Origin of the sequence: Myxococcus sp. AB056, from assembly GCF_006547365.1 — a bacterium.
Lineage (GTDB): Bacteria > Myxococcota > Myxococcia > Myxococcales > Myxococcaceae > Myxococcus > Myxococcus virescens.
In genome coordinates this window covers 32,009-58,494 of sequence record NZ_VHLB01000018.1, presented here as the reverse complement: position 1 = coordinate 58,494, position 26,486 = coordinate 32,009, and the positions used below count along the sequence as shown (strand labels likewise).

Annotated in this window: 11 protein-coding genes; 4 read left to right on the top strand and 7 right to left on the bottom strand. The window is 69.4% G+C overall.

Annotated features, from left to right (window positions below; genetic code table 11):
- The first annotated feature begins 8 nt into the window (after nucleotides 1-8).
- The 4 genes from FMP39_RS37390 to FMP39_RS10915 all read left to right on the top strand — a co-directional run bounded on the left by FMP39_RS37390 (nucleotide 9) and on the right by FMP39_RS10915 (nucleotide 2,783).
- Nucleotides 9-161, top strand: coding sequence for a hypothetical protein (locus FMP39_RS37390; RefSeq protein ID WP_194858349.1), 153 nt, complete (start codon nucleotides 9-11; stop codon nucleotides 159-161).
- A 145-nt stretch (nucleotides 162-306) separates the two neighbouring features.
- Nucleotides 307-1,707, top strand: a complete 1,401-nt coding sequence (locus FMP39_RS10925; protein ID WP_228557867.1) for a hypothetical protein — start codon at nucleotides 307-309, stop codon at nucleotides 1,705-1,707.
- Between the two features lie 30 nt (nucleotides 1,708-1,737).
- Nucleotides 1,738-2,526, top strand: coding sequence for a thioesterase II family protein (locus FMP39_RS10920; protein WP_141589854.1), 789 nt, complete (start codon nucleotides 1,738-1,740; stop codon nucleotides 2,524-2,526).
- Nucleotides 2,523-2,783, top strand: a complete 261-nt coding sequence (locus FMP39_RS10915) for an acyl carrier protein (protein ID WP_090490716.1) — start codon at nucleotides 2,523-2,525, stop codon at nucleotides 2,781-2,783. The genes FMP39_RS10920 and FMP39_RS10915 overlap by 4 nt, the downstream gene beginning before the upstream one ends.
- Nucleotides 2,784-2,787: 4 nt before the next feature.
- On the opposite strand, the gene FMP39_RS10910 is transcribed toward FMP39_RS10915, so the two are convergent.
- From FMP39_RS10910 to FMP39_RS10880, 7 genes are read right to left on the bottom strand one after another with little or no spacing between them, the layout of a single operon-like run.
- Nucleotides 2,788-8,346 carry a type I polyketide synthase gene (locus FMP39_RS10910; RefSeq protein ID WP_194858348.1) on the bottom strand — a complete coding sequence of 1,853 codons (5,559 nt, stop codon included), beginning with the start codon at nucleotides 8,344-8,346 and terminating at the stop codon, nucleotides 2,788-2,790.
- A gap of 48 nt (nucleotides 8,347-8,394) precedes the next feature.
- Nucleotides 8,395-8,865, bottom strand: a complete 471-nt coding sequence (locus FMP39_RS10905) for a hypothetical protein (RefSeq protein ID WP_228557866.1) — start codon at nucleotides 8,863-8,865, stop codon at nucleotides 8,395-8,397.
- Entirely contained in the window at nucleotides 8,865-10,028 is a 1,164-nt protein-coding gene (locus FMP39_RS10900; protein ID WP_141589852.1) for an ArsA family ATPase, read from the bottom strand. The genes FMP39_RS10905 and FMP39_RS10900 overlap by 1 nt, the downstream gene beginning before the upstream one ends.
- Nucleotides 10,029-10,046: 18 nt before the next feature.
- Entirely contained in the window at nucleotides 10,047-11,126 is a 1,080-nt protein-coding gene (locus tag FMP39_RS10895) for a patatin-like phospholipase family protein (protein ID WP_141589851.1), read from the bottom strand.
- Nucleotides 11,126-15,433, bottom strand: a complete 4,308-nt coding sequence (locus FMP39_RS10890; protein WP_141589850.1) for a non-ribosomal peptide synthetase — start codon at nucleotides 15,431-15,433, stop codon at nucleotides 11,126-11,128. Before FMP39_RS10890 ends, FMP39_RS10895 begins: the two co-directional genes overlap by 1 nt.
- Complete coding sequence (locus FMP39_RS10885; protein WP_141589849.1) at nucleotides 15,430-20,919, bottom strand: type I polyketide synthase; 5,490 nt, start codon at nucleotides 20,917-20,919, stop codon at nucleotides 15,430-15,432. Before FMP39_RS10885 ends, FMP39_RS10890 begins: the two co-directional genes overlap by 4 nt.
- Before the next feature lie 7 nt (nucleotides 20,920-20,926).
- Nucleotides 20,927-26,485 carry a type I polyketide synthase gene (locus FMP39_RS10880; protein ID WP_141589848.1) on the bottom strand — a complete coding sequence of 1,853 codons (5,559 nt, stop codon included), beginning with the start codon at nucleotides 26,483-26,485 and terminating at the stop codon, nucleotides 20,927-20,929.
- Nucleotide 26,486: the final 1 nt, after the last annotated feature.

Genomic DNA, 26,486 nt, shown 5'->3' with positions numbered 1-26,486 from the left:
GGAATGTCATGACGAAGACGAAGGCGAAGGCCCCCCGATCGTCCAAGCAGGCCAAGCAGAAGCTCGTAAAGCTGATGAACGTCATGGAGAAGGCCACGGTTCCCGGTGCCACGACGGCCATGAACCTTACCTGCAGGCGCATCTACTGCTCCCCCTACTAATGGCCTCGGGCCGCTGGGCATTCGTCCCAGCGGCCCGCTTCCCAACCTGCGCAGTGTGCCTCGCAGAACCGATGTAAGGCATTCTGGAGCATGCAGCCCCCCTCACTATCCTGTCACCCTCCTGGATCTCCCGAGGAGCCGTGACATGAAAAACGCTGTCGACCTGCAGGGCAACCCACTGAGCGACATCTCCCTCGCCGCGATGCGGCGATGGCTCCTCGAAGCCGATGTGCTGGGCTACCTGCCACAGATTGCCGCCACGGAGTCTGAAGGCCGCCTCTGGACGTACTACGGGTTCGGCGTCCGGCGCATCGATGAGTTCGTCCGCGCGAACGGGTACGCGGCCCTCGACGACGCCACCCTCCTCACCGATGACCTGGACGCCATCGTGGCGCTGCGGGAGTTCATGGCCGCCGCGCCCCCGCTCATGGACGGCCGCCGGAGGCTCGTGGAGCAGCTTCGCGCCTTCGCCGCGGAACGGGACGCGCTGAACCAGGGCCGTCCGCTCACCGCGCACGAGCTGTTCTCCCTCTGGTACCTGAAGGCCGTGCCGGGCGCCTACATGGCGCAGCGGCTCCAGCTCGCGGACGTGGACGAAGCCACGGTGCGGCGCATCGCGAAGCTCTCCGCCGTGGGACTTCAGATGTTCGATGACGCAGTGGACCTCCAGGCGGATCTCGACCGGGGGCGCTTGTGGCTGAGCGCGGAGGAGCTCGAGCTGCTGGGGCTGTCCACGACGCCGCCCGCGACGCTGGCCACCACCGCGGGGGAGCGCATCATCCGGCTGCGCAAGGCCATCTGCCTCGAGTACTTCCTCGCGGTGTATGACGAAGCCTCTCGCATCGCCTCGCCGGAGAGCCGCAAGCGCGCCCAGTCCTTCGCGGAGGGCTGGCTGAGCTTCCTCCAGCAGGGCTACCTCAAGCTCTACACGCCCGGAGGCCCCAAGCCCTGGGACTCCGTGCAGCGCGTCCTGAAGGCGCTGCCGGGCTCGGAAACCGTGAAGCTGCCCGTGCTGCACTCGCTGTTCTCCCTCATCTCCGCCCTGCCGCTTCCGCCCGTGGACGTGGAGGCCTGCCGGCGGGAGCTGCAACAGCTCGGGGGCTGCCCTCGGGCGCTGGCGCCAGAAGTGGCCTTGGACGCCATGGGTGTCTGCGAGGCGGAGGGAGACGCGGCGAACTTCGACGCGCCGGGGCCGGAGGCCTCCGCGCTGGAGCGCGTGCTGCTGGCCTCGCCCTCCAAGCACACGGCGGCGGACTTCGCGCGGCGCTGCCGCGAATCGACCGAGGGCTCTCCGTCCAACCTGCGCGACCCCAAGCTGTCGGAGGTGTTCGCCAGCGGGCTCAAGCTCGCGGAGCGCTCCGCGCGGAACTCCGTCACCGCCCGGGAGAACTTCCTCCAGCAGCTTCGCCCTGGCTCAAAGCGGGCCCCAGTGGTGGACGCAGAGCTGGCCGAGCGGTTCTCGCGCGACGGCGCGGACTGGCTCGCGTTGGGAATCGAGGCCCTCGCGGCGACGGCCCGCGGGGTCCGCGACGGCTGCCGGAAATAGAACCTCTGTCCTTCACCTCATCCATCGTCAATGAATCCTGAATCCAGCATCGCGGCGGCCGAGTCCCCCTGGCTCGTCCGCCGCAAACCCCAAGCGTCGCCTCGTCTCCGGCTGTTCTGCTTCCCCTACGCGGGAGCAGGCAGCCTCCCCTACTTCCGTTGGGCGGACCTGCTCCCCGAGGCGGACATCGAGGTGTGCGCGGTGCAGCCTCCCGGCCGGGAGAATCGCCTGCATGAGCCGTCCGTGGAGGAACTCCCACAACTGCTGGACGCGCTCGTGCGGGAGCTGTCGCCCCTCTTCGATGGCCCGTTTGCCTTCTTCGGCCACAGCCTGGGCGCGCTCATCGCCTTCGAGCTGACGCGCGAGCTCCGCCGCCGGGGCCTTCCGCTGCCGGGCACCCTGCTCGTCTCCGGCTCCGAGGCGCCCTCCCGGCGCAGTGGACTTCCCCCACTGAGCGGCCTGCGGCGAGACGACTTCATCCGCGAGCTGTCCGCTCGCTACGACGGCATTCCGCAGCAGGTCCTGGCGCAGCCGGAGATCCTGGACCTCATCCTCCCCATCCTGCGCGCCGACCTGAAGATTTCAGAGCGCTATACCTACCAGGACGAGCCTCCGCTTCCGGTGCGGCTGTGTGCCTTCGGTGGCACTCGCGACCCTCGCGTCTCGGAAGCCGCGCTCGACTCGTGGCGACTGCAAACACAGCAGTCCTTCTCGATGAAGATGTTTCCCGGTGGCCACTTCTTTCTCAACGAGCTGACGGCCCAGGTGGTTCAGGCCGTCCATGCCGAACTCGCAGTCGGAGCAACCCCAGCACCATGAACAGAGACGACCTGCTCGATGTCCTGACCCGCTATGTCGCGGATGAACTCCTGGACGGGGACGCGGAGGACCTCGACTCCTCCACGCCCCTCCTGGAGCTCGGCGTGCTGAACTCGCTGGAGACCGCCCGGATGATGGGCTTCGTCCAGAAGAAGTACGGCATCACCATCCCCTCGGAGTCGCTGAAGGTCGAAAACCTCCAGACGATCTCCGCCATCGCCGACCTCGTCTACGACGCGAGGCCCCGGCAGCCGTAGCCGCTCAGCGGCCTCTACGCAGCATGGCCTGGACGGTGTCATCGTCCAGGCTGTCCACGTCCGCCAGGAGCGACTCCAGCTCCGCGTCCTCGGGAGCCTCCTCCACGGGCGCGGGGGCCTCTTCCTTCAGGCCCAGGACCTCGGCCGCCAGGTAGTCCACCAGCCCGTTGACGGTGGGGTTGTCGAAGGCCACCGTCGCGGGCAGCGAGGTGCCCAGGCTCCGCTGCAGGACGTTGCGCAGCTCCACGGACATCAGCGAGTCCATGCCGAACTCGAAGAAGCCCTGGTTCGGGTCCAGTGGCTCCGTGGTGGGACGCCCCAGTACGCCGTTGACCAGCTCGCCCACGTGCGCACGCAAGGCACCGCGCCGCTCCTTGGGCTCGAGCCGCTCCAGCCGCTGACGAATCCCCTCGCTCGCCGCGGGGCTGGCCTTCTCGATGAATGCCTCGAACAGCGGCGAACGTCCACGCCGCCCGAGCACCGCCCAATCCACGGGAAGAACACCGAGCTGACCGCTCAGCCCCAGGGACTGCTCGAACACCTGGAGGCCCTCTTCCGGAGGAATCACGCCGAAGCCCAGCTGCTCCATGCGGCGGCGGATCTGCTCCTCCGCCGCCGCGCCCACCTCGGCCCAGGCGCCCCAGTTGAGGCTCAGGGCGGGCAGCCCGTCGGCCTGGCGGGAGCGGGCCAGCGCATCCAGGAAGGCATTCGCGGCCACATAGTTGGCCTGTCCCGCCGATCCGATGAGCGACGCCGCCGAGGAGAACACGACGAAGAAGTCCAACGCCGTGCCTTGCAACGCACGGTGGAGGTTCCACCCACCGGAGACCTTGGGCGCGAAGGCCTTGGCCAGCCGCTCCGGCGTCATCTGCACGAAGAGGCCGTCATCGATGACGCCCGCGGAGTGGATGACGCCACGCAGGGGCGGCACGCGTCCCGAGAGCCCGGCGAGGACGCGCTCCACGTCAGCGGCCACGGCCACGTCACCCTTCACGCAGTGGATGGTGACGCCGCGCTGCTCCAGCGCATCCAGTCGAGTGCGCGCCTCGGGCCCCGGCTCACGCCGCCCCATCAGGACCAGGTGGCGCGCTCCGCGTTCCACCAGTCGCTCCGCCACGATGAGCCCCAGTCCGCCAAGGCCACCCGTGACGAGGTAGCTCGCGTCCGGCTTCAGTGCGGCCTCGCCGCTCGCCCCACGGAGCTTCCGGCTGCGCACCAGCCGGGGCACGCGGCGCGTCGTTCCTCTCAGCGCGAGTTCGTCCTCGCCGCTGCCACCGAGCAACTCCGCATGAAGCTGGGCGACTTCGTGCTCGGACGCGTTGGCATCCAGGTCCATACGCCGGCAATGGAGGTCCGGATGCTCGCGGGTGATGGACTTGCCCAGGCCCCAGAGGACCGAGCTCCCCAGGTGGGTGATGCGCTCCTTCTCCGAGGTCGCCTGGGCACCGCGAGTCACCAACCAGAGCGAGGTGCTCTTTCCCTTGGCCTCGACGAGCGCCTGCGCGAGCACGAGCACCCGCGTGCCATGTCCAAGGGCCTGCGCGGGGATGTCGTCCCCACCACCGTCCAGGCTCCACAGGTCGATAACATGCAGGGGCCCTTGCAGCGCCTCCGGGCGCAACTGGCCCAGGAGCGCGAGCGCCGAATCGCGGTCATCGACCGTGGCTCGCGCTCCAGCAGGGACCGTCACCACGTGCCAGCCTTGCTTCGTCAGTCGCTCGGCCAGGCGCGCGCCCAGCCCCGCCGCGTCGGCGAGGATGAGGCACTGTGTCCCGGCTTGCGCCGCCTCCGCCCCTGCCGCTGGGGCTTCCAACGGCCGGGCCTGCCACTCCAGCTCGTACAGCCAGTTCTGGTAGCGCTTGCTCTTCGCGCCCAGGAGTCCCTCCCGGGTGATGCGCCGAAGCAGCAGCTTCTCCACCGTGGCCACGCGCTCCCCATCCGCCGTGAGCAGCTGGATGTCGCACACGTAGCCCGGGCCCTTCGGGTCATCGCTCCGCGCCAGGGTCGCATGGGCCCACACCTCACCCAGCCCGCCGCGCTGCACCTGCACCTTGCCGACCCCCACGGGGAGGTAGGCGGCATCCCCTTCCTCGTCGAGCACGGCGCCCACCATCTGGAAGCACGCATCCAGGAGCGCGGGCTGAAGCTGGTACTGCCCCGCGTCCGCCGCAGCGCTGCCTGAGAGGGCCAGGCGCCCCAGCACCGCGTTCTCACCCCGCCAGAGCGACTGGATGCCTCGGAAGCTGGGACCATACGCGAGCCCCGCCTGCCCCAGCTTCGCGTAGTAGCCCTCCACCTGCACCTCGCGAGTCAGCGAGGCCCGCAGACGCTCCACGTCGACGCGCTCGGCTGGCGCGGCCGTCGTCGCGGAGAGCTTTCCGTGGGCATGGAGGATCCACGCGGGCTCCCCCTCTCCCGTGCGCTCCTCCTGGCTGTGGATTTCGAAGCGCCCGGCGCGCTCGCCTTCCGGCGAGTAGAGCAGGTGCACCCGGCGCGCCCCTTCCTCCGGAAGGAAGAGGGCCTGCGAGAAGGTGATTTCGTCCACCATCCCGCCCGCCGCACCGAAGAGCGAAGCTCCCGCGGCGAGCCCCATCTCCACGTAGGCCGCTCCCGGCATCAGAATCTGTCCGTAGACGCCATGGTCCTTCAGGAAGGCAGGCTTCGCGGCGCCCACGGAGGACTCGAACTGCCGCACCTGTGAAGGCGACGCGTGCGGATGGCCCAAGAGGGGATGTCCTCGCGTGGCCCCTGCCTCCGGCGCGGTGCTCACGCCCGGGATGTCCCAGGTGGAGCCGTTGAGGTCCATCCAGTGATTGCGCCGCTGGAAGGGATAGACGGGCAGCGCGACCTTGTGGCGCTCGCGCCCCTGGTCCACGCCGCGCCAGTCCACCGGCACGCCCGCGACGTGAAGGGCCGCGAGCCCCTCCAGCATCTGCTGCCAGTCCGAGCGCTCCGGCCTCAAGCTGCCCACCCAGAGCGTGTCCTCCTGCGTGATGCAGGACTGGCCCATGGTCACCAGCGTGGGCTTCGGGCCGACCTCCAGGAAGGCCTTCACGCCGGCCTGCTCCAGCGTCTGCATGCCCCGGGCGAACATCACCGGCTCACGAAGATGCTGCACCCAGTACCGAGGCGTCAGGATTTCCTTCCCCGCCTCATGCCCGCTCAGGTTCGAAATCAGCGGGATGGATGGAGGCTGGAGCTTCACCTTCGCCACGGCCTTGGAGAACGCGTCGAGGATGGGGTCCATCAACGCGGAGTGGAACGCGTGCGAGACGCGCAGCATCGTGCCGCGCTTGCCCTTCCGCGTCAGCTCGGCCACGCATTCACTGACGGCGGCCTCGCGCCCCGAAATCACCACGTTGCGGGGGCCGTTGAGGGCCGCGATGGACACCTGCCCGTCATACCGGGAGAGCAGCGCCTCCACCTCCGTGGCATCCGCGGACACGGCGGCCATCGTCCCGCCCGCGGGCAGGGACTGCATCAGCCGAGCGCGCGTGGCGATGAGCTCCAATCCTTCTTCCAGGGTGAAGACGCCGGCCACGCAGGCCGCCACGAACTCACCCACAGAGTGCCCCATCACGAAGTCCGGGCGGAGGCCCCACTGCATCCACACCTGCGCCAGGGCGTACTCGAGCGCGAACAACGCGGGCTGGGTGAAGCCCGTCTCGTCCAGCCGGGCTCGCGCCTGCGCGTCCCGCTCGGCGGGGTGCAGCAGGTCAATGAGCGACTGGCCCATCAACGGCTTCAGCACCGCGTCGCAACGCAGGAGCGTCTCGCGGAAGGTGGGCTCGGTGCGGAAGAGCTCCTCTCCCATGCCCAGCCACTGCGCGCCCTGCCCGGTGAACAGGAAGGCCAGCCGGGGCTCCCCGTCCGCCTTCCCGCGCAGCACCGACGATGACGTCTGCCCGGACAGGAAGGACGTCAACTGCGCCTGCATGGCCTCCTGCGAGCTTCCCAGCACCGCGAGCCGGTGCCGGAAGGCATCCCGCCCCGTGTTCGCGGTGAAGCAGATGTCCTCCAGCGACTGGGACGCGAGCCCCGGGCCGCCGAGCGCCTGCGCATGACGCTGCGCCAGTTCGTTCAGCGCCTGGGGGCTGCGCGCGGACAGCGTCAGGACGTGCACCGGCCGCGGCGTCGCGTCCGGCGTCCGGGCAGGCGCGGGCGGAGCTTCCTCGATGAGGACATGCGCGTTGACGCCGCTGAGCCCGAAGCCGCTGACACCGGCCACGCGGGGCTTGTCGGCCTTGGGCCACGGCGTCACCTCCGTGGGGATGGCGATCTGCAATTGCTGCCAGTCCACGGCCGGGTTGGGCGTACGGAAGTGCAGGTGCGGAGGAATCTCGTCCTGTCCCAGCGACAGCACGACCTTGATCATCCCCGCGGCACCAGCGGCGGACTCCAGGTGCCCGAGGTTCGTCTTCGCGGAGCCGACGAGCAACGGTGCGTCCGCGCCGCGCCCATGCCGGAGCACCGCGTCCAGCGCCCGCAGCTCAATCGGGTCGCCCAGCGGCGTCCCCGTGCCATGGGCCTCGATGTAGTTCACGTCCGCAGGGGCCAGGCTCGCCGACTCCAGCGCCTTGCGCAGCAGCTTCTCCTGCGCGGGCCCGTTGGGGACCGTCAGGCCGCCGCTGAGCCCGTCATGGTTCACCGCGGAGCCACGAATGACGGCGAGGATGCGGTCCTTGTCCCGCTGCGCATCCGAGAGCCGCTTGAGCACCAGGACCCCGCAGCCTTCGCCGCGCCCGTAGCCATTGGCGGACGCATCGAATGTCTTCGAGCGCCCATCCGGCGCCAGCGCCCGCATCTTCGACAGGACGATGTTGTTGTCCGGCCGGAGAATCACGTTCACCCCGCCCGCGAGCGCCAGCGAACACTCCCCCTGCCGCAGCGCCTGGCAGGCCAGATGGGCGGAGACGAGCGCCGAGGAGCACGCGGTCGCGACCACCATGGACGGCCCCTGGAGGCCCAGCACGTAGGACACACGTCCCGCGGAGAAGCTCAGCTCGTTCCCGGTCCCCATGTACGGCAGGTCCCGTGTCTGCACCGCGTTGAAGGGAACGCGCCCGTAGTCACTGCTCAGGAAGCCGACATAGACGCCCGTGTCGCTGCCCACCAGGGAGCCCGGGGCGATTCCGGCGTCCTCCAGGGCTTCCCAGGACACCTCCAGCATCAAGCGCTGCTGCGGGTCGACGTAGTTCGCCTCGCGCGGCGACAGGCCGAAGAACTCACTGTCGAAGCCGGCGATGGGTTGGTTGAGGAACCCACCCTCACGGACCACCATCTTCCAGCCCGCATCCGGGTCCGCCGCGTAGTACGCGTCCACGTCCCAGCGGTCCGGCGGAACGGTGCTCACGGCATCGACGCCGCCGCGCAGCAGCTCCCAATAGGCGCGCGGGTCGTTCGCGCCGCCGGGGAACCTGCACCCCATGCCGATGACGGCGATGGGCTCCGAGCGCGCGCGCTCCAATCCATCCACGCGCGCCCGGAGGGTCTTGATGGCCAATGCCGCCCGTTGCAAGGGCGTCATCGACTCCATCGAGAGAGCATTCTCCTCGTTGGACATCCTCACTCGAATGGACTCATCCGACACTGCCCACCCCTTTCGCTTCGACTAGCTGATGGAGATCTTTTCCAGCGGTTCCGGTGCAGGGCTGGACGCAGCGGCCGAGCTGCTGGAATCCGGAGAGGTAGCGCTCTCCGGAGGCGCACGGCGGTCACTGGGCCGGGCGCCAGCCTCGGAACCCGTCGTCCCCTTCGGCCGCTTCGCGAGGATCAGGTCCCCCGCCTTCTGGAGCACGTCACCAAACGACACGCCGGACCGGGGCGGCTGGCCCGCCGCCGGAGCCGTGTGCGCCTGCTTCGCCCGGTCCTCGATGGCCGCGTCGATGTGCTGCAGCTCGTGAATCTGCGCATCGAGGATGTGCGCGACGCCCTTGAGCGCCTCCTGCTTCGCGCGGAAGAGCTGCTGCACCAGTCCTCGCCCGCCCGGAATCAGGGCGTTGGTGAGCTCGGCGAACCGAGCGCCGTACTCCGGCGAAGCGCCAAAGGAACCCTGCGGATAACGATCATCTTGCGTGGACATCAAACACCTCTTTCTTTTTGGAAACTCACGATGAGCCGGTCACCCTCCATGCGGGCGCCCGACGTCGGGAGGAGTGCAATCATCCGAGGCAACACGACGTTGCGCCGGACGGCCCCGACCTGGATGACGAACTCCGCGCCGCGGCGGGAGAGCTCGACATCGCTCTTCGCCACGAAGGGGAGCCGCACCTCCAGCGAGTACGCATCCACTGCGTCCTTGCGGATGCCCAGGGCAGGCTGCGGGGCCGTGAGACGGACGGGGTCCTCTCCCTGGTAGAGCTGCTCCGCGAAGACCTCCAGCGGCTTGTCCCCCACCACCTCGGTGGCCTGGTGCGGGACCTTCAACACGAGCAGCGACGAAAAGGCGCGCTGGAGCTTCTCGACGTGTGGCTGCTGCGTCCGCACCTGGCCGGAGCCGGCGTCGGCGGCTTCCGGTGCGAGTCGGTTGATGACGACGCAGTCCACCGCGAGGCCGAGCAGGCTGAAGTACGTGTACGCCCGCTGCGCCTCCTGTCCGGACACCGTGTCCGCGGTGGTCACCAGCCGGAGGGTCGTCACCTCCGGGTCGTGCAGCAGCGCGTCCACGGCGTTCAGCCGGTCGCGAACCTCCAGGCTCGCGTCCGCGCCGTGGAGGCTCGCCGCCAGCAGGCGTGCCCTGCGCCCCGGCTGCGTGGGGGTCTGCTGCTGGCGTGCGTACCAGCTCATCGCTGGCACGGTGTTGAGCAACTGCAGGGCCGTGCGGGTGGACGGGCAATCCACGATGACGAGGTCGTGCTGCTGCTCGCGGAGGTACTCGCCCAGCCGGAGGAGCATGACGACGTGGGCCGCCTCGGCCGTCATCGCCACCTCCTCCGCGTTCACGCGCTCCGGCCCGCCATCCACGAGCGCGGCCAGTCCGCCCTGGCCTCCGTTCCATCCCCGGCGGAGCTCTTCTCCAACGTCCACCTCGTGGAAGGACAGGTGGTCGTTGACGCCCACGGGAACGCCCCGGGGGCCAGCGAAGAGCGGACTCTCGACGCCCATGGCGGCGCTGAGGCCGCGAGACAGGTCGAACGAAAGCACGAGGGTCCGAAGCCCCCGGCGGGAAGCCGCGAGCCCCGTCGCGGCCGCCACCGTGGTCTTCCCGGAACCGCCGGTACCGGAGACAAGAATGATCCTGGCCATCTCAATCCACCTCTCGCGCTAGGCCGCCTTGGCCGCGTCAGACAGCCAGCCCGACTTCCCGAGCCACGTCTGCGCACGGTTGAGCTGCGAGACGGTGGACTGGGTGCTCAGCAGGCTCTGGACGGTGGACTCCACCTGCTTGAGGTTCGCCGCGGAGAGCGTCTGGTCCACCACGGGATTCAGGCGGAAGTACTTCTTCCGCAGAATCATGCGGCACTGGTAGTCCGCCGCGTCCGAGCCGGCCTCCAGCATCATCTTCACGAGCACCATGGGGTCGTGGAAGTCCAGCAGCCACTTGGAGAAGCCCCAGTTGGCCACGCCCTTGCAGAAGTGCGGCGTGAGGTAGGAAGACATGCAGCCGTTGCCCACCGACATCATCAGGATGTTCGTCAGGTCGGGCGGCTCCGTCTCCAGCGTCTCCACCTTCTCCGAGCGGCTCTTGCGGGTGATGTTGTTGATGATCTGCGCCAGCGCCACCAGCGACGGGTTGTTGGCGAAGATGCCGCCGTCGACGTAGCCGCTGCCCTGCTCCCGGATGCCCTGGTAGACGGGATAGGAGAGCGGGGGCGAACCGCTGCGCATCAGCACGTCCACCACCAGCTCGTTGTGGTCGGAGTCGTTGTCCGGACCGGTGTTGTGGAAGATCTTGGCCTTCCAGGTCCGCAGCGACTTGCGGTGACCGTCGAGCTGGAAGGACGGCAGCGCCACCTTCCGCTTCAGGTCTCCCAGGCGCAACGTGGCGCCAAAGTAGCTGCAGAAGAAGTCGCGCATGTAGCTGGAGTCGAGCAGCGCGGCGTTGCCCGTCAGCGCCATGGCGGTCCGCCCCAGCGACACCGCCTTGCGGTTCATCTGGACGACCTCACCCCAGAAGTCGAGGATCTTGGGGAAGGCGTCATCGGGGTTCTCGTAGGTGGCGAAGAACGCGGCGTTGAAGGACCCCGCGGACGTGCCGGAGAACAGCTCCACGTCGTTCAGCAGGCTCTGCCCGCCTCCGCGGCTGGTCAGCGTCTCCTTCAACGACTTGAGCAAGCCCGCGGTGACATACCCCTCACCGCCGGAAATAGACGTACCATCCATTGCAAGGACTCGGTGCGGCATTACATGACCTCCATGGGGAGCTGCGCAGCCAGCCCCTTTGCTGGCATTTCCGCCCGAGACACTTCTGCGATTGGCGGGAGCGACAAAACCCTATCCAGACATTTCTGTATTTCAATTGCAAGCACGGCGACATTCCGCTCATCCATGATGAGCGTCATGTGATTGCCTGGAACCGGTATCACTTCCGTCCCCGCGAGCGCGAATCTGCGCACACTGTCGACGAGCGGATCGCCTCCAATCGTCACCGGACCCGTCCTGAAAAGTGTGGCGGAGCCTTTATACGAAGAGAACGTATAGAGTTGCTCCGAGCGGCGTGTTGCCAGGAAATTCCGGGCCGTCAGCGCGCTGTCTCGCAAGAAACGCCATAGGTATGAATACTGCCCATCTGTATCCCGACGAAGCAGGTCTGCCCATGCCTCGGGCAGGCTGATTCCCATCCATTCGCCTATCAATCTCAGGCTGGCGTAGTCCCGCGGCATCTGGGCCTCCCCCAGCACCTTGATGAGCTGGGAGCCCGCGGGAATCTCCTGCGGGGTACCGTCGTGCGCGGACAGCCGGTCCAGCGCCGCGCCGTCAATCAGGCCGAGCAGCGCCACCTGTTCCCCGAGCGCTTCGAGCTGCCGCGCCATCTCACAGACGACGAGCCCACCGTAGGACCAGCCGGCGATCCGGTACGGCCCGCGCGGCTGCACCTGCCGCAGGGCCGCCACATACAGCGCGGCGGTGTCCTCGATGGTCTCCGGTGGCAGCTGGTCGTCCATGACGCCAGGCATCTGGAAGCCGAACACGGGCTGCTCCGCGTCCAGGTGGCGGGCCAGGGCGACGTAGACGGCCGGGCTGCCAGCGGACGGCGGGGTGAGGAACAGCGGCGGCTTGTGTCCCAGGGGCTTCAGCGCCACCACACAGGCGGGCAGCTGGCGAATGAGCGCGGTGACCTTGCTGGAGTGTTCGTCAATCCAGTGCGCCAGGGCCTCCACGGAGGGCCGGTCGAACACCTCGTTGAGGGGCACCTCGATGTCCAGCTTCGCGGAGATGCGCGAGATGAGCGTGACGGCGAGGAGCGAGTGGCCTCCCAGCTCAAAGAAGCTGTCGGTGGGCGCCACGGAGCTCAGTCCCAGGAGTTCACCGAACAGCGCCTGGAGTTGCCGCTCCGTCTCGGTCCGCGCTTCCGTGCGGGCCAGCGCGCTGGCGACGGGGGCCTCGGACTCCACGGGCGGGAGCGCCTTGCGGTCAATCTTCCCGCTGGGCGTCAGCGGCAGCTCCGGGAGGACCGCGATGGCCTCCGGCATCATGTACTCGGGCAACACCTCACGCAGGGACTTGCGCAGCTCCGCCCGCAGGTCTCCGTTCTCCATCGACTGGGGCTGCACGTAGGCCACCAGGCGCGGCGCCCCGCTGGGGAGGCGCTGCAGGAGCACCGCGGCCTGGACGACGTCGGGATGGCGGCCCAGCGCGGCCTCCACCTCTCCCGCCTCGACGCGGTGACCGCGAATCTTGAGCTGGTCGTCCTGGCGGCCCAGGTATTCGATGCGGCCGTCGGAGAGGTACCGGGCGTGGTCCCCCGTGCGGTAGAGCCGCGAACCCTCGGGGCCCCCGTCGAAGGGGTTGGGGACGAAGCGCTCCGCCGTCAGGTCCGGCCGGCGCAGGTAGCCTCGGGCCAGTCCGACGCCGCCGATGTACAGCTCGCCGGGGACGCCCACGGGCACGGGCTGGAGGTACCGGTCCAGGATGTACAACCGCATGTGCGGGATGGGCCGGCCAATGGGCACCCGCTCCGGAGGGGGTGTTCCATCCGGCAGCAGTGTCTCGAAGCAGCACGCCACCGCGGCCTCGGTGGGGCCGTACTCGTTGATGACGCGCGTGGGGAGGCCCTGCTCCCGCCACGGGGCCAGGTCCACACCGTGCAGCCCTTCCCCGCCCAGCACCACTGCATGGGTGCGGCCGAGCACCTCGCGCGTGCGCCCCAGGCCGTTGAAGGCCCGCAGGTGCGACGGCGTCATCTTGATGAAGCTGAAGCCCTGCTCGGGGTAGTCCCGGGACGTCAACTGGTCGATTTCGTGACCGCGAGGCACGAGGAACAGCGCGCGGCCCGCCAGGAGCGGCGCGAAGAGGCTCGTCAGCGTGCCGTCGAAGCTGACGGAGCCAATCACCGGGCTCCCCGTCCCTTCGCGAAGGCGGTAGGCGTCCACGCTCCAGCGCAGGTAGTTGACGATGCTCCGGTGCGTGATTTCCGTGCCCTTGGGCCGGCCCGTCGAGCCTGACGTGTAGAGGATGTAGGCCAGTTGGTCGGGGAGGACGTCACGGCGGAGCTGCTGGCCCGGCGCAGCGGGCACGCCCCGAAAGCCTTCGTCCACGTTGAGCGTGACGAAGCCCCCCATGCCCCAGAGGCGCTCGGACAGCTTCGTGGAAGAAATCACCACCCGGGGCCGGGCATCCGCGACGATGTGGCGGAGCCGGTCCACGGGCTCGTCTGCGTCGAGCGCGAGGAACGCGCCCCCTGCCTTCATCACCGCCAGCAGGCTCACGATGAGCTCCGCCGAACGGTCCAGGTAGACGCCGACCACCACCTCCGGTCCCACGTCCAAATCCTGGAGTGACGCTGCGACCCGGTCGCTGAGCTGGTCGAGCTCGCCGTAGGTCAGCTCCCAGTCGTCCACGACGACGGCCACCGCATCCGGCGTGCGCAGCGCCTGGGCTTCGATGAGCGCATGGAGGCACGCGCCTTCCGTCTCCTGCGTCCCCGTGTCGTTCCACTGCCGGAGCACGCGCTCGCGGACATCCGCGGGGAGCACGGGCAGCTCGCCCACCGGCCGCTGGGGCTCGGCCACGAGCCCTTCGAGCAGCACCTGGAAGCAGTCCACGTAGTGCTGGATGGTGTCCTGCTCGAAGAGGTCGCGGTTGAACACCATCCGCGCCGACAACCGGTCGCCGTGGTCATCCACGAAGAGGTTGAGGTCGAAGCGCGATGATTCCGCCTCGAACTCGATTGGCCGCATGCGGAGGCCCGTCTCGTCCTGGGCCTCGCCGGAAGCGCGGACCCAGGCGAACACGACCTGGAACAACGGGTTGAAGCCCAGGCTGCGCGCGGGCCTCAGCTCCTCCACGAGCAGGTCGAAGGGCAGGTCCTGGTGAGCGAAGGCATCGAGCACCGTCTCACGCACGCGCTCCAGCACCGTGGCGAACCCCGGGCCGCCGCCGAGGTCCACCCGCATCACCAGGTTGTCCACGAAGAAGCCCACCAACGGCTCCAGCTCCGTGCGCGTCCGGTTGATGGAGTTCGCACCCAGGACCAGGTCCTCACGCCCCGTGAGGCGGTGCAGGAGCACGAAGAACGCGCTCAGCATCCCCACGAAGGGCGTGGTGCGGGCCGTGTGGCTCTGCGCCTTCAGGGCGGCGGTGAGCTGGGGGCCCACTTCGAAGCGGACCTCGCCGCCGCGGTTCGACTGCACCTTGGGGCGCGGATGGTCCGTGGGAAGCTCGAGCAGCGGAGGCGCCCCCTCCAGCTTCCTGCGCCAGTAGTCCACCAGCTTCTGGCGGACCTCGCCCTGGAGGTACTCCCGCTGCCAGACAGCAAAGTCGGAGTACTGGAGCGTCAGGGGCGGCAACGGCGAAGGTTGGCCGCTGGCGAAGGCACCATACAACGTCACGATTTCGCGGACGAGGATGGCCTGCGCCCACACGTCCGCCGCGATGTGGTGCAGGCAGAGCTGGAGGTACTGTCCCTGGGGCCCCCGCTCGATGATGAGCACGCGCATCACGGGGCCCGTGGACAAGTCGAAGGGCCGCTTGCCCTCACGCTGGAGGAAGGCCTCCACGCCCGCGGGCTCGGAGGCCAGCACCTCGCGCTCGTCGAGCACGCGGAAGTCGAACCGGGGCTCCGGGTCGACAATCTGGACCGGGACGCCCGCGTGCTCGGCATACCGCGTGCGCAGCACCTCGTGGCGGCGGATGACCTCGGTGAAGCAGCGCTTCACGATGGCCACATCGAGGTGCCCTTCGACCTGCAACGCCAGCATCAGGTTGTAGGCGGTGCTCCCGGGCTCCAAACGGTCGAGGAACCACAGCCGCGTCTGCCCATAGGAGAGCGGCGCGGGCCCGGTGCGTTGAACCGGGACGATGGGCGCCTCCTCCTGCCCCCGGTCATGGGCACGCAGGAGCTCGAGCAGCTCGGGTTTGTGTTCCGCCAGTGACTGCCGAAGCTCCGGGGTGGCGGCGCCTTTCGGTCCGCGCAGCCTCAGCGCGTCGCCTTCCACCCGGACTTCCAGGCCCCGCCGATTCAGCTCGGCGAGCAGTTCCCCCAGGTTCATACCGTCAACTCCTCGATGTCGGCTGCGGCCTCCGCCGCGGGAGCACGCGCGAGCAGATCCTTGAGCTCGAGCTGGGTGCTCAGCGCATCCACAATCCCGTCGAGCGTGGTGCCGTCGATGAAACGCGCCATGAGCAGGTCCACTCCCAGCTCGCGGCCAATGCGGTTCTTCAGCTCGACCGCGCGCAGCGAATCGAGCCCCATCTCGTTCAGGGAGATCTTCTTCTGGAGGACCTCGTGGTCCGGAGCGAAACCCAGCAAGGGCCCCAGTCGGCTCTGCACGTACCGTGTCAGCAGCGCGCGCCGGCGCTCTCCGTCCGCCCGCTTCAGCTCTTCCATCAGCTCATGCATCCGCGAAGCCGCCGCGGACCGGGCCTGCTCACGGAGCATCAGCTCGGAGAACAAGGGACCATGGCCGGGTGAAGGCCCCGCCTCCAGCGAGGAGACGCTGAAGGGCACGACGCCCACCTGCACGGCCCCCTGCTCCAGCAGTTGTTCGAAGACCTGGAGCGCCACTTCGGGTGTGAGGCTGGCGGCGTCCGACGCTTCCGGCCTGTCCGCGCTCTTCGCGGCCATGCCCGCGCCCGCCCACCGTCCCCAGTTGATGCTGAGGGCTGGCAGGCCCAGGCGGTTCCGATGGTGCGCCAGTGCGTCCAGGACGCTGTTCGCCGCCACGTAGTTGGACTGTCCCGCCACGCCCACCAGCGAGGCCGCGGACGAGTACATGACGAAGAGGTCCAGCGGCATCCCGGCCGTGGCGCGGTGCAGGTTCAACGCGCCCTGCACCTTGGGCGCGAACACGCGCGAGAAGCGCTCCGCATCCTGGTGCAGGATGACGCCGTCCTCCAGCACGCCCGCCGTGTGGATGATGCCTCGCAGGGACTGGCCCCGCTCGGACACGCCCGCCACCAGCCGCTGCACGTCCTCCTGTCGTGAGACATCCGCGCGCGCGACGGTGACGCCGACGCCCCGGCCGGTCAGCGCCTCGAGTCGAGCGTCCGCCGCGTCCGTGGGCGCACTCCGTCCCACCAGCAGCAGGTGCCGCGCCCCGGCCCCCACCAGCCACTCCGCCGTCGCGAGCCCCAGCGCCCCGAGGCCTCCCGTGACGAGGTAGACGCCATCCGGGTGGATACGCACGGAGGCCGCGCGTTCAGGTGGCTTGCCAGGACGCACGAGGCGCGCGCCCAGGATCCGGCCGCCGCGCAGGGCCATGACGTTCTCCTGCGGCGGCTGCGCCATGAGGTGGAACAACCGCTCCAGCGCTTCGGAGCCCGGCTCCAGGTCCACCATGCGGCACATGAGCTCCGTGTGCTCGATGGCCACCGCGCGGCCGAAGCCCCAGAGGGAGGCCTGAGCAAAGCCCTCCACCGCATCCGTGGGCGTGGCGGCCACCGCGCTCTCCGTCACCATCCAGAGGGCAGGCGGCTGCGCCCAGCTGGCACGCGCCATCGCTTTCACGAGGTGAAGCGCGCCCACGGTGCTCGACGTCACCGCGCCGGAGAGGGCCTCGGGAGAACGGTCGCCGAGCCCCCACAGGTAGGCCACTGCCGCTGGAGCGGAGGCGTCCTGGAGCAGCCGGTCAAAGCCCGCCGCGTCATGGGGGGGCAGCCGGTAGTAGGTCGCGTCGACGCGTTCGTAGGACGCACCGGGCGTGGCCACCACACAGGTCCAAGCGCGTTGCCGCGCCAACGCCCTGACTTCGTCCGCGACGCGGTCCGAGTCCACCAGCAACAACCAGGGCCCGGACTGCGAAGCCACCTGGTCACGCGCGGAGGGCACGGGCTGCTCCCGCCACGCCAGCTCGAAGAGGAGCTCCTGCATCGCCCCCGAGAAGGCCGCCTGGAACGCGCGGCGGTCGACCTGCTTCAGCAGCAGACCTTCCACCTCGGCGACGACGGCGCCGTCCTCATCCAGGATGCGGAGGTCGGCGCTCGCCAGTCCCTCAGAGAGCGACGTGCGCGCCCCGGTTCGGGCGTGCACCCAGATGCTGCTCCCAGGCCGCTTGAACCAACGCAGCCGCTCGATGGCGACCGGAATGCGCCCCTGCCCTTCTCCTCCCACCTGCGCGCCGCCGTCCGTGAACGCCGCCGCCGCCGTCTGGAAGCATGCGTCGAGCAGCAACGGATGCAGCCAGTAGTCCCCCAAACCGATGACGAGCGCATCGGGCAGCCGCACGTGGGCGAGGCATCCCTCCCCGCCGAACCGCAGCGCATCGATGCCTCGGAACGAAGGGCCGTACTCCAACCCGCCGCGCGCCATCATGTCGTAGTGCGCGCTGACGGAGCCCTGCCGGGGGAACGCCTGCAACAGCTCCGACTCCAGGGCCACGTTCTCCGGGTGCGTGCGGCCCTCGGTGATGCGGCCCTGCGCCAGCCGGGCCCAACTCCGGTCCGCCGTCCCTGTCGCCTGTCCGAAGATTTCGAAGCGGGAGCCCTGCTCCTCGGGCGTCAGCACCGTCTGGACGTCCTGTGACTGTCCCTCGGCGAAGACCAACGCTCGCTCCAGCTCGATGGCCGTGAGCTCCAGAGGCTTCCCGCCGGACGTCGCGTGGTGCGCGGCGCCGAGCGCCATCTCGACGTAGCAGGCGGCTGGCAGCACGGGGTTGCCCAGCACACGATGCTCCACGATGAAGGCGGGCTCGTTCCTGCTCAGCCGGACCGCGAAGCGCGTTTCCTTCGCACCCGCGAGCGACAGCGGTGTCCCCGGCAGGGCGTGCGCCTCGCCTCGCGCGGCATCGTCACGCGCCGCATGGCCCCGGCGATTCTCGGGGCTTTGCAAGTCCATCCAGTAGCGCTCACGTTGGAAGGGATGCGTCGGCAAGCAGCGCGGGCGCCGCTCGAAAGGTGCATCGAACGCAGCCCAATCCACGTCGAAGCCACGCATGTACAGCTCCGCCACGCTGGAGAGCAGCTGCGCTGTCTCTCCGGTGGACGGACGCAGGCTGGGGAGCCAGCACAGGTCTTCCGACTGGAACGTCCTGCGGCCAATGCCAGCCAGGATGGGCGCGGGCCCCAGCTCCAGATAGGTCCGGTGCCCGTCCTCCCGCGACGCCTCCAGCGCCTTGGCGAAGGCGACGGGCTCTCGAATCTGGCGGCACCAGTAATCGGGCCGGGAGACTTCGTCGCCGACACGCCGGCCCTCCAGTGTGGACACCAGCGGGATGCGCGGTGCCGACAGCGTGAGCCCTTGGAAGGCCTCCGCGAACGGCTTCAGCACGGGCTCCATCTGCGTGGAGTGGAAGGCGTAGGACATCCGCAGACGCTTCGTCTGGATGCCCTGGCTCGACAGCGCCTGCTCCACCTCGGTGATGGCGTCGGGCGTCCCGGAGATGACCACGTCATCAGGGCCGTTGACCGCCGCCAGGGAGGCCGAGCCGGCGTGCGGCGCGATGGCCCGGTTCACCGTGTCGAGTGAAGCAGAGACCGCCAGCATCGCGCCTGGGCCCAGCAGCTCGCCGATGAGCCGCGCGCGCGTCACGACCAGACGCAGCGCCTCCTCGATGCTGAACACCCCCGCGACAGCGGCCGCGGCATACTCTCCCAGGCTGTGCCCGATGAGGGCCGCTGGCGTGACGCCCCAGGCCCCCCACAGCTCCGCCAGCGCATACTCCAGCGCCACCAGCGCGGGCTGCGCATGGCGCGTGTCCTCCAGGAGCGTCGCGGAAGACTCACCGAAGAGGAGCGCCTCGAGGCTGCAATCGAGCAGGCCCTCCAGCGCCTTCGAGCACCGCTCCACCGCTGCCCGGAACACCGGCTGCGTCTCGAAGAGTTCCCGTCCCACTCCAGGGCGAAGCGCGCCCTGCCCCGTGAAGAGGAAGACAGGCCGGGGGCTCTCCGTTCCGCGCAGGGGTTCGCGCGCCGGGCGCAGCTTCTCTTCGCGCAGCCGTGTCAGGTTCGCGCGCAGCTCCGCGGCCGTGGCGCCCGAAACAGCGGCGCGGTGCTCGAACTGGGAGCGGCCCGTGTTCGCCGTGTAGCACCAGTCTCCCAGCGTCACCGGGTCGTCCGGCAACGCGCGTTCCTGCGCTTCCATCAACGCTTCGAGCGCGGCTTCACTCTTCGCCGACAGCGTCAGCACATGGGCCGGGCGCTCCGCGTCCACGCGGGGCCGCGCCAGCACGGGGGCTTCTTCCACGACCATGTGCACGTTGGTGCCGCTGAAGCCGAAGCTGCTGACGCCCGCGATGCGGCGCTTGTCACCGCGCAGCCAGGGCCGCGTGGCCGTGGGAATGGTGACGGGCAGGTCGTCCCAGCGGATGTTCGGATTGGGCCGCTCGAAGTTCAGGTGGGCGGGGATGGCCTCGTTCTGCAACGCGAGCAGGACCTTGATGAGCCCCGCGATACCGGCGGCAGCCTCCAGGTGCCCGATGTTCGTCTTCACCGAGCCGACGTACAGCGGCTCACCGCGAGCGCCCTTGCGCCCGAAGACGGACCGCAGCGCCTCCATCTCGATGGGGTCGCCGAGCAGCGTCCCCGTCCCGTGGGCCTCGATGTAGCCCACCTGGTCCGGCTCCACGCCGCAGCTATCCAGGGCCGCCCGGATGACGCGCTCCTGCGAGCGTCCGTTCGGCACCATCATCCCGCTGCTGCGGCCGTCATGTGTGACCGCCGAGCCCCGGATGACGCCGAGGATGGCATCGCCCTGGGCCAGCGCGTCCGACAGGCGCTTGAGCACGACGACGCCGCAACCCTCGCCGCGCCCGAAGCCGTCCGCGGAGGCGTCGAACGTCTTGCAGCGGCCATCCGCCGCCAGCATGCGGTTCTGGCACTCCACCATCACCGTGACGGGAGAGAGGTTCAGGTTCGCGCCCGCGGCGAGCGCGAGGTCGCTCTCGTCGTTGCGGAGGCTCTGACAGGCCAGGTGGATGGCCACCGCGGACGACGAGCACGCCGTGTCCACGGAGACCGCGGGCCCCTGAAGGCCCAGCGTGTGGGAGATGCGTCCCGCGGCGACGGACGGGTAGTTGAGCGACGCCGAGTGGAACTCCATGTTCTCGGCGATGCCCAGCAGGTTGTAGTCGTTGTGCATCAGCCCCAGGAAGATGCCGGTGCGGCTCCCGGTGAGGCCGGCGGGCGGGATGCCGGCGCGCTCCAGGGCTCGCCAGCACTCCTCCAACAACAAGCGCTGCTGTGGGTCCATGCCCTTGGCGTCACGCGGCGTGATGCCGAAGAAGCCAGGGTCGAACAGGTCGACGCCGTCGATGAAGGCGCCTCGGCGCGTGTACATCTTTCCCGGGACACCGGGCGTGGGGTCGTAGAACGCGTCGACGTCCCAGCGTGAGGCAGGTACGTCCCGTGTCGCGTCGCGGCCCTCGGCGAGCAGCTCCCAGAACGTCTCTGGCAGGTCACCTCCGCCGGGGAAGCGACAGGACATGCCCACCACGGCGATGGGCTCGGCCGCCAGCAGCTCCTTCTTCGAGCGCAGCTGGCTCGCGAGGTACGCGAGCTTGACGACAGGCAATTCGGAAATGCGTGTAGATAGTTTCGCCATCAGGGTCTCATCTGGTGAGCGCGCTCTCCAGCTCCTGGTCGATGAGGGACGTCAGCTCCTGCTCCGACAGCCCTTGAATCTCCGCGGAGAGCGCGCCCTGCGCCTCCCGCGATGCTTCCTGCTTCTTCTGAACCTCTGTCCCCAGCTCCAGCTCCTCGGCCAGATGCGCGACGAGTCCGTTCACGGTGGGGAAGTCGAAAATCAGCGTCGAACGCAGGCTTCGCCCGAGACTGCTCGCGAGCCGGTTCTTGATTTCGATGGCCAGCAGCGAATCGACGCCCAGTTCGAACAGGCGCTCGTTTCCGGACAGCCGCTCCGACTCCGACATGCCCAACGTCGCGGACACCTGCCCCGCGACGTGCTGACGCAGCAGCTCCGCCTTGCGATTCGGCGGCGCCGCGTCCAACTGCGCGCGGAAGGCCGGCGCTTGCACCCGATGTGGCACGCTCCCCAGCAAGCCCTGGACGAGCGCCTGCCGCGCGAGCCCTGGCAACTGCTCCGCCAGCCGCGTCCAGTCCACGGGGAAGACGCCCCACTGGACTTGCGCGCTCCCGATGAGCCGCTCCAGGACGCTGAAGCCCTGCTGGACGGGAATGGCGCCGAAGCCCTGCGCCCCCGGCCGCGCGGAGGCTGCCCGCTCCAGTCGCGCCGCCATGCCCGTCTCCGCCCACGAGCCCCAGTTGAGCGTCAGCGCGGGCAGCCCCTCCGCGTGGCGCAGATGGACCAGCGCATCGAGGAAGGCGTTCGCGGCGACGTAGTTCGACTGGCCCGGAGACCCGATGAGCGAGGCGGCGGACGAGAAGCAGACGAAGAAGTCCAGCGCCATGCCCTGGCTGAGCGCATGGAGGTTCCACGCGCCCTGAAGCTTGGGGGCCAGCACCTCCCGGAACTGCTCGGACGTCTGGTTGGCGAGCGTTCCGTCGCGGAGGACGCCCGCCGAATGGATGATGCCGCGCACGGGCGGGGCTTCACGCAGGCTCGCGAAGAGGTCCGCCATGGCGTCGTGAGACGCGATGTCCACCCGTGCGACCCGCACCTTCACGCCCTGGGCCTCGAGCGCATCGAGCTGGGCGCGGGCTTCAGGAGCCGGAGCACTGCGCCCCATCAGGACCAGATGCCGTGCGCCCTGTGCCGCCAACCAGTTGGCGGCACGCAGACCGAGTCCCCCCAGGCCTCCCGCGACGAGATAGGTGGCCTCCGCGACGATGGACACCTTCTTCGCCGTGACCGACCGTGAACGGGCCCGCTCGAGCCGGGGGGTGTAGAGACCGCCGCCACGAATGGCAGCGCCAGACTCCCCATCCGGCAACGCGAGCGCCCGCACGAAGGTGCCCAGGTCTTCGGACCGGGGCTCCGCGGGCAGGTCGATGCGGAGGCACCGCAGTTCGGGCAACTCCGTCGCCACGGCCTGTCCGAAGCCCCACAGCGGCGCCTGCGCGACGCGGGCGCCGTGCGTATCGGAGGGCAGGCTTTGCGTGCCCCGCGTCACCAGCACCAGCCGGGGCGACGCGCCCTGCCCATGCGCCAGGGCCTGCGTCAACCGCAGTGCGCCCAGGCACCCCAACTCCTGAGCCGCGTCGAGCCTGGCGCCCGTGTCACCCGCCTGGCCTCCCTCATCGAGGCCCCAGAGGTACACCAGCCCCGTGGGAGGCTGATTCGCCCACGCAGTGACGAGCCGCGCAGGGTCTTCCGGGTTGGCGGGATTGATGCGGAAGCCCTCGGGCGTGCTGCTGAACGACTCCCCCTTGCGGACCAACGTGCAGCGCTCGCCACGCTGCGAAAGCGCCTGCACCAGCTCCGAGGAAAAATCGCCCTCGCCGGCGAAGACGGCCCAATGTTGATTCGCGGAGTGGGCTTCCTCCGTGACGGCACGCGACACCCAGTTGAGGCGGTACAGCCAGTCCTGGAAGTCGTTGTCGAGCCCACGCAGCAACACGTCGCGTTCGGCCTTGCGCACCGAGAACCCCGACACGACGGCCACCACGGCGCCATCGTCGTCACACAGGGTCAGGTCCGTCGCGGAGAAGCCCTCCTGTCCCTCCCGGGGAGGCTGCGCCGCATACGTCCAGACCCGCTCCGGCAGCGGCCGGTACAGGTCCAGCGTCTGCAAGGCCACGGGGAGGTGCAGCGCGTCTTCCTCCGAGAGCTGCGACACCGCCGCCGCCGTGCGCAAGCAGCCGTCGAAGAGCGCCGGGTGGACGCGGTAGTGCCCACTCCGGTCTTCCACCTGGCCCAACGACAGCGCGGCCCCTGTCCCCCGATGCAGCGACGTCAGCACTCGCAGGGACGGCCCATAGTCGAGCCCGTGGTGCGTGAAGACGGCGGAGAGTTCATCGATGGCGACAGGCGTCGAGCAGTCACGGCCCCACGCCGCCCGATCCACCGAGGGGGCCACGGCGCTCAGTGTCGACACCCGGCACGTCACATGGGTGACCCAGGCCGAGCGCGCGCCGCCGCCCTCCTCCGAGCGCTCGTCCCCCCGGCTCACCACCTTGCACGCAAGGCCCGCCTCGCCCTGGTCCTCCAGCAACGTCTGGACGACCCGCGTCTGCTGTTCGGGGAGCACCAGCGGCTGAAGCAGGGAGATGTCCTCCAGCCGCAGCGACTCCGTGCCGAGCACCTGCGCCGCCGCCGAGGCCAGCATCTCCACGTAGGCCGCCGCGGGAACCACCGCCTTGCCGTACACCCGATGGTCCGCCACGAAAGGCACGGTTCCCGCCGACAGCTCACTGGAGAAGACGGTCGTCCCCTCCTTCAGAGCGGCGGATTCCAGACGCGTCCCCAGCAACGGGTGGGTCGACGCACGGCGCGACGTGCGCGTCCACGGCGCGGGCACGTCCAGCCAGTACCGCTGCCGCTCGAAGGGATAGGTCGGCAGGGCCTTGCGGGTCCGCCCATAGCCCGCATCGAAGCGCTCCCAGTCCAGCCTGGCGCCGCGCACATACAGCTCGGATATCGCCCGGAGCAGGCCGGCCCAGTCGGAGCGGCGCGGGTGAAGCGTCTCCAGCCACAGCGCCTCTTCACCCGCCACCACGTCCCGCGCGAGGTTGGACAGCGAGGGCTTGGGGCCCACCTCCAGGAACACACGCACCCCGCGCTGGAGGAGCGTCCGGATGCCATCCTCGAAGCGCACGGGCTGGAGGACATGCCGGGACCAGTAGGCCGGCTGGGTGATGGCCTCGCCTGCTTCGCGTCCGTCGAGGTTCGAGATGAGGGGAAGGCGCGGCTTCTGGAAGGAGGCGCGGCTCGCGGCCCGCTCGAACTCCGCCAGCATGGGCTGCATCAGCGGAGAGTGGAACGCGTGTGACACCTTCAGCCGCCGGCTCTCGATGCCCGCCTCCACGAGCGCCTGGACCACGGTTTCGATGGCCGTGCTGTCTCCCGAGATGACGGTGTTCCGCGGCCCGTTGATGGCCGCCAGCGTCACCCGGGGATGCCCGGCGATGAGCGGCAGCACGCGCGCTGGCTCGGCGAACACGGCCAGCATCGCGCCGCGCTCGGGCAGCGCCTGCATCAGCCGAGCGCGCTCAGCCACCAGGGGCAAGCCGACCTCGGGCTCCAGGACGCCCGCGAACATGGCCGCCGCGTACTCGCCCACGCTGTGGCCCAGGACCGCGTCAGCGCGCACTCCCCACGCTCGCAGCAGGTGCGCCAACGCCAGCTCCAGCGCCACCAGCGCCGGCTGGGTGTATCGCGTCTCGTCCAGCGCCCCTTCCGTGTCCTGGAAGAGCACCTCGGTGAGCGGCCGTTCCAGGTGCGGCTTCAGGATGCCCTCGAAGCGCAGGAGTTCCCGGCGGAACTCGGGCTGCGTGTCGAACAGCTCCCGGCCCATGCCCGCGTACTGGGAACCCTGGCCCGTGAAGATGAACGCGACGCGCGGTGCCTCGGCGTCGCGGCGGCCTTCCACGCAGGTCTCGGGGACGGTGGGCGCTCCACGGCTGAACGCGCGCAGCGCCTCGGTCAGTTCCTCGGAGGTCGAAGCCGTGAAGGCCGCGCGCTCTTCCATGGCGCTCCGGCCGGTGTTCGCCGTGTGGCAGATATCCGCGAGCCCTTCCGCGGGGCCCAGCGACAGCTCCTCCGCGATGGAGCCGGCCAGTCTGCGAAGACTGGCGTTCGAGCGTGCGGAGAGCGCCAGGACGTGACGCGGGCGTTCCACATCCCGGACCGGAGACTTCGGCCGGGGCGCGGACTCCAGGACAACGTGCGCATTCGTCCCCGAGAAGCCGAACGAGCTCACCGCCGCGAAGCGCGACTCCGTCCCCTGCCACGGACGGCGCGCGGTCGGCACTTCGATGGCCAACTGCTTCCAGTCCACATGCGGCGTGGGCGTGCGCAGGTGGAGATGCGGCGGGACCTCCTCGTTCGCCAGGCACAGCGCGGATTTGATCAACCCCGCGATACCGGACGCACCTTCGAGGTGCCCCATGTTCGTCTTCACCGATCCGGCCATCAGCGGCTGCTGCCGTCCCGTCCTGGCGCAGTAGACGGACGCGAGGGCCTCCAGCTCGATGGGGTCACCCAGCGACGTCCCCGTCCCGTGGGCCTCGACGTAGCCCACCTTCGCGGGCTCCACCTGTCCGTCCCGCAAGGCATCCCGGATGACGCGCTGCTGGGCAAGCCCGTTGGGCACCGTGAGCCCGCTGGTCCGCCCATCCTGGTTCACCGCCGAGCCGCGAAGCACCGCGACGATGGGGTCCCCATCTGCGATCGCGTCCGACAGGCGCCGCAGGAAGACGAGCCCACAGCCCTCCCCTCGCCCGATGCCGTTCGCCGAGGCGTCGAAGGTCTTGCATCGGCCATCGGCCGACAGCATGTGCGTGCGCGACTCAATCAGCGTCGCGACGGGAGAGAGGACCAGATTCACCCCGCCCGCCAGCGCGAAGTCGCACTCGCGCTGACGCAGGCTGCGGATGGCCAGGTGCACCGCGACCAGTGACGAGGAGCACGCGGTATCGACCGTGAGGCTGGGCCCTTCGAGTCCGAAGGAATACGACAGGCGTCCCGCGGCGACGCTCGCGCCATTCCCCGCGCCGGTGTGGGCGTCGATGAGCTCCGGGGACTGGGTGGCAATCTGCGTGTAGTCCTGCCCCATCAGCCCGACGAACACGCCAGTCCGCGTCCCGCTCAGGCTCGTCGGATTCCGGCCGGCACGCTCCATGGCCTCCCAGGCGACCTCCAGCAGCAGCCGGTGCTGCGGGTCCATCCGCGCCGCCTCACGCGGGGAGATGCCGAAGAAGCGCGGTTCGAACTGGTCGATGTCCCTCAGGAAGCTCCCGTGGCGCGTGTAGATGCCACCGGGATGGTCCGGGTCGGGGTGGAAGAAGCTGTCCGCGTTCCACCGGTCGGATGGAATCTCGGTGACGGTGTCCACGCCCTCGGAGAGCAGGCGCCAGTATTCGCCAGGGCTGGTAACGCCCCCCGGGAAACGGCAGCCGATGCCGACAATGGCAATGGCCCCGTGCTTTTCCTGCTCATGGGCATCGAGCTTCGACTGCGTCTCCTGCAACTTCAGGAGTGCGCGCTTCATCAGCTCGCCGTAGCTCGTATCGCTTCCTTGCGCTGACATC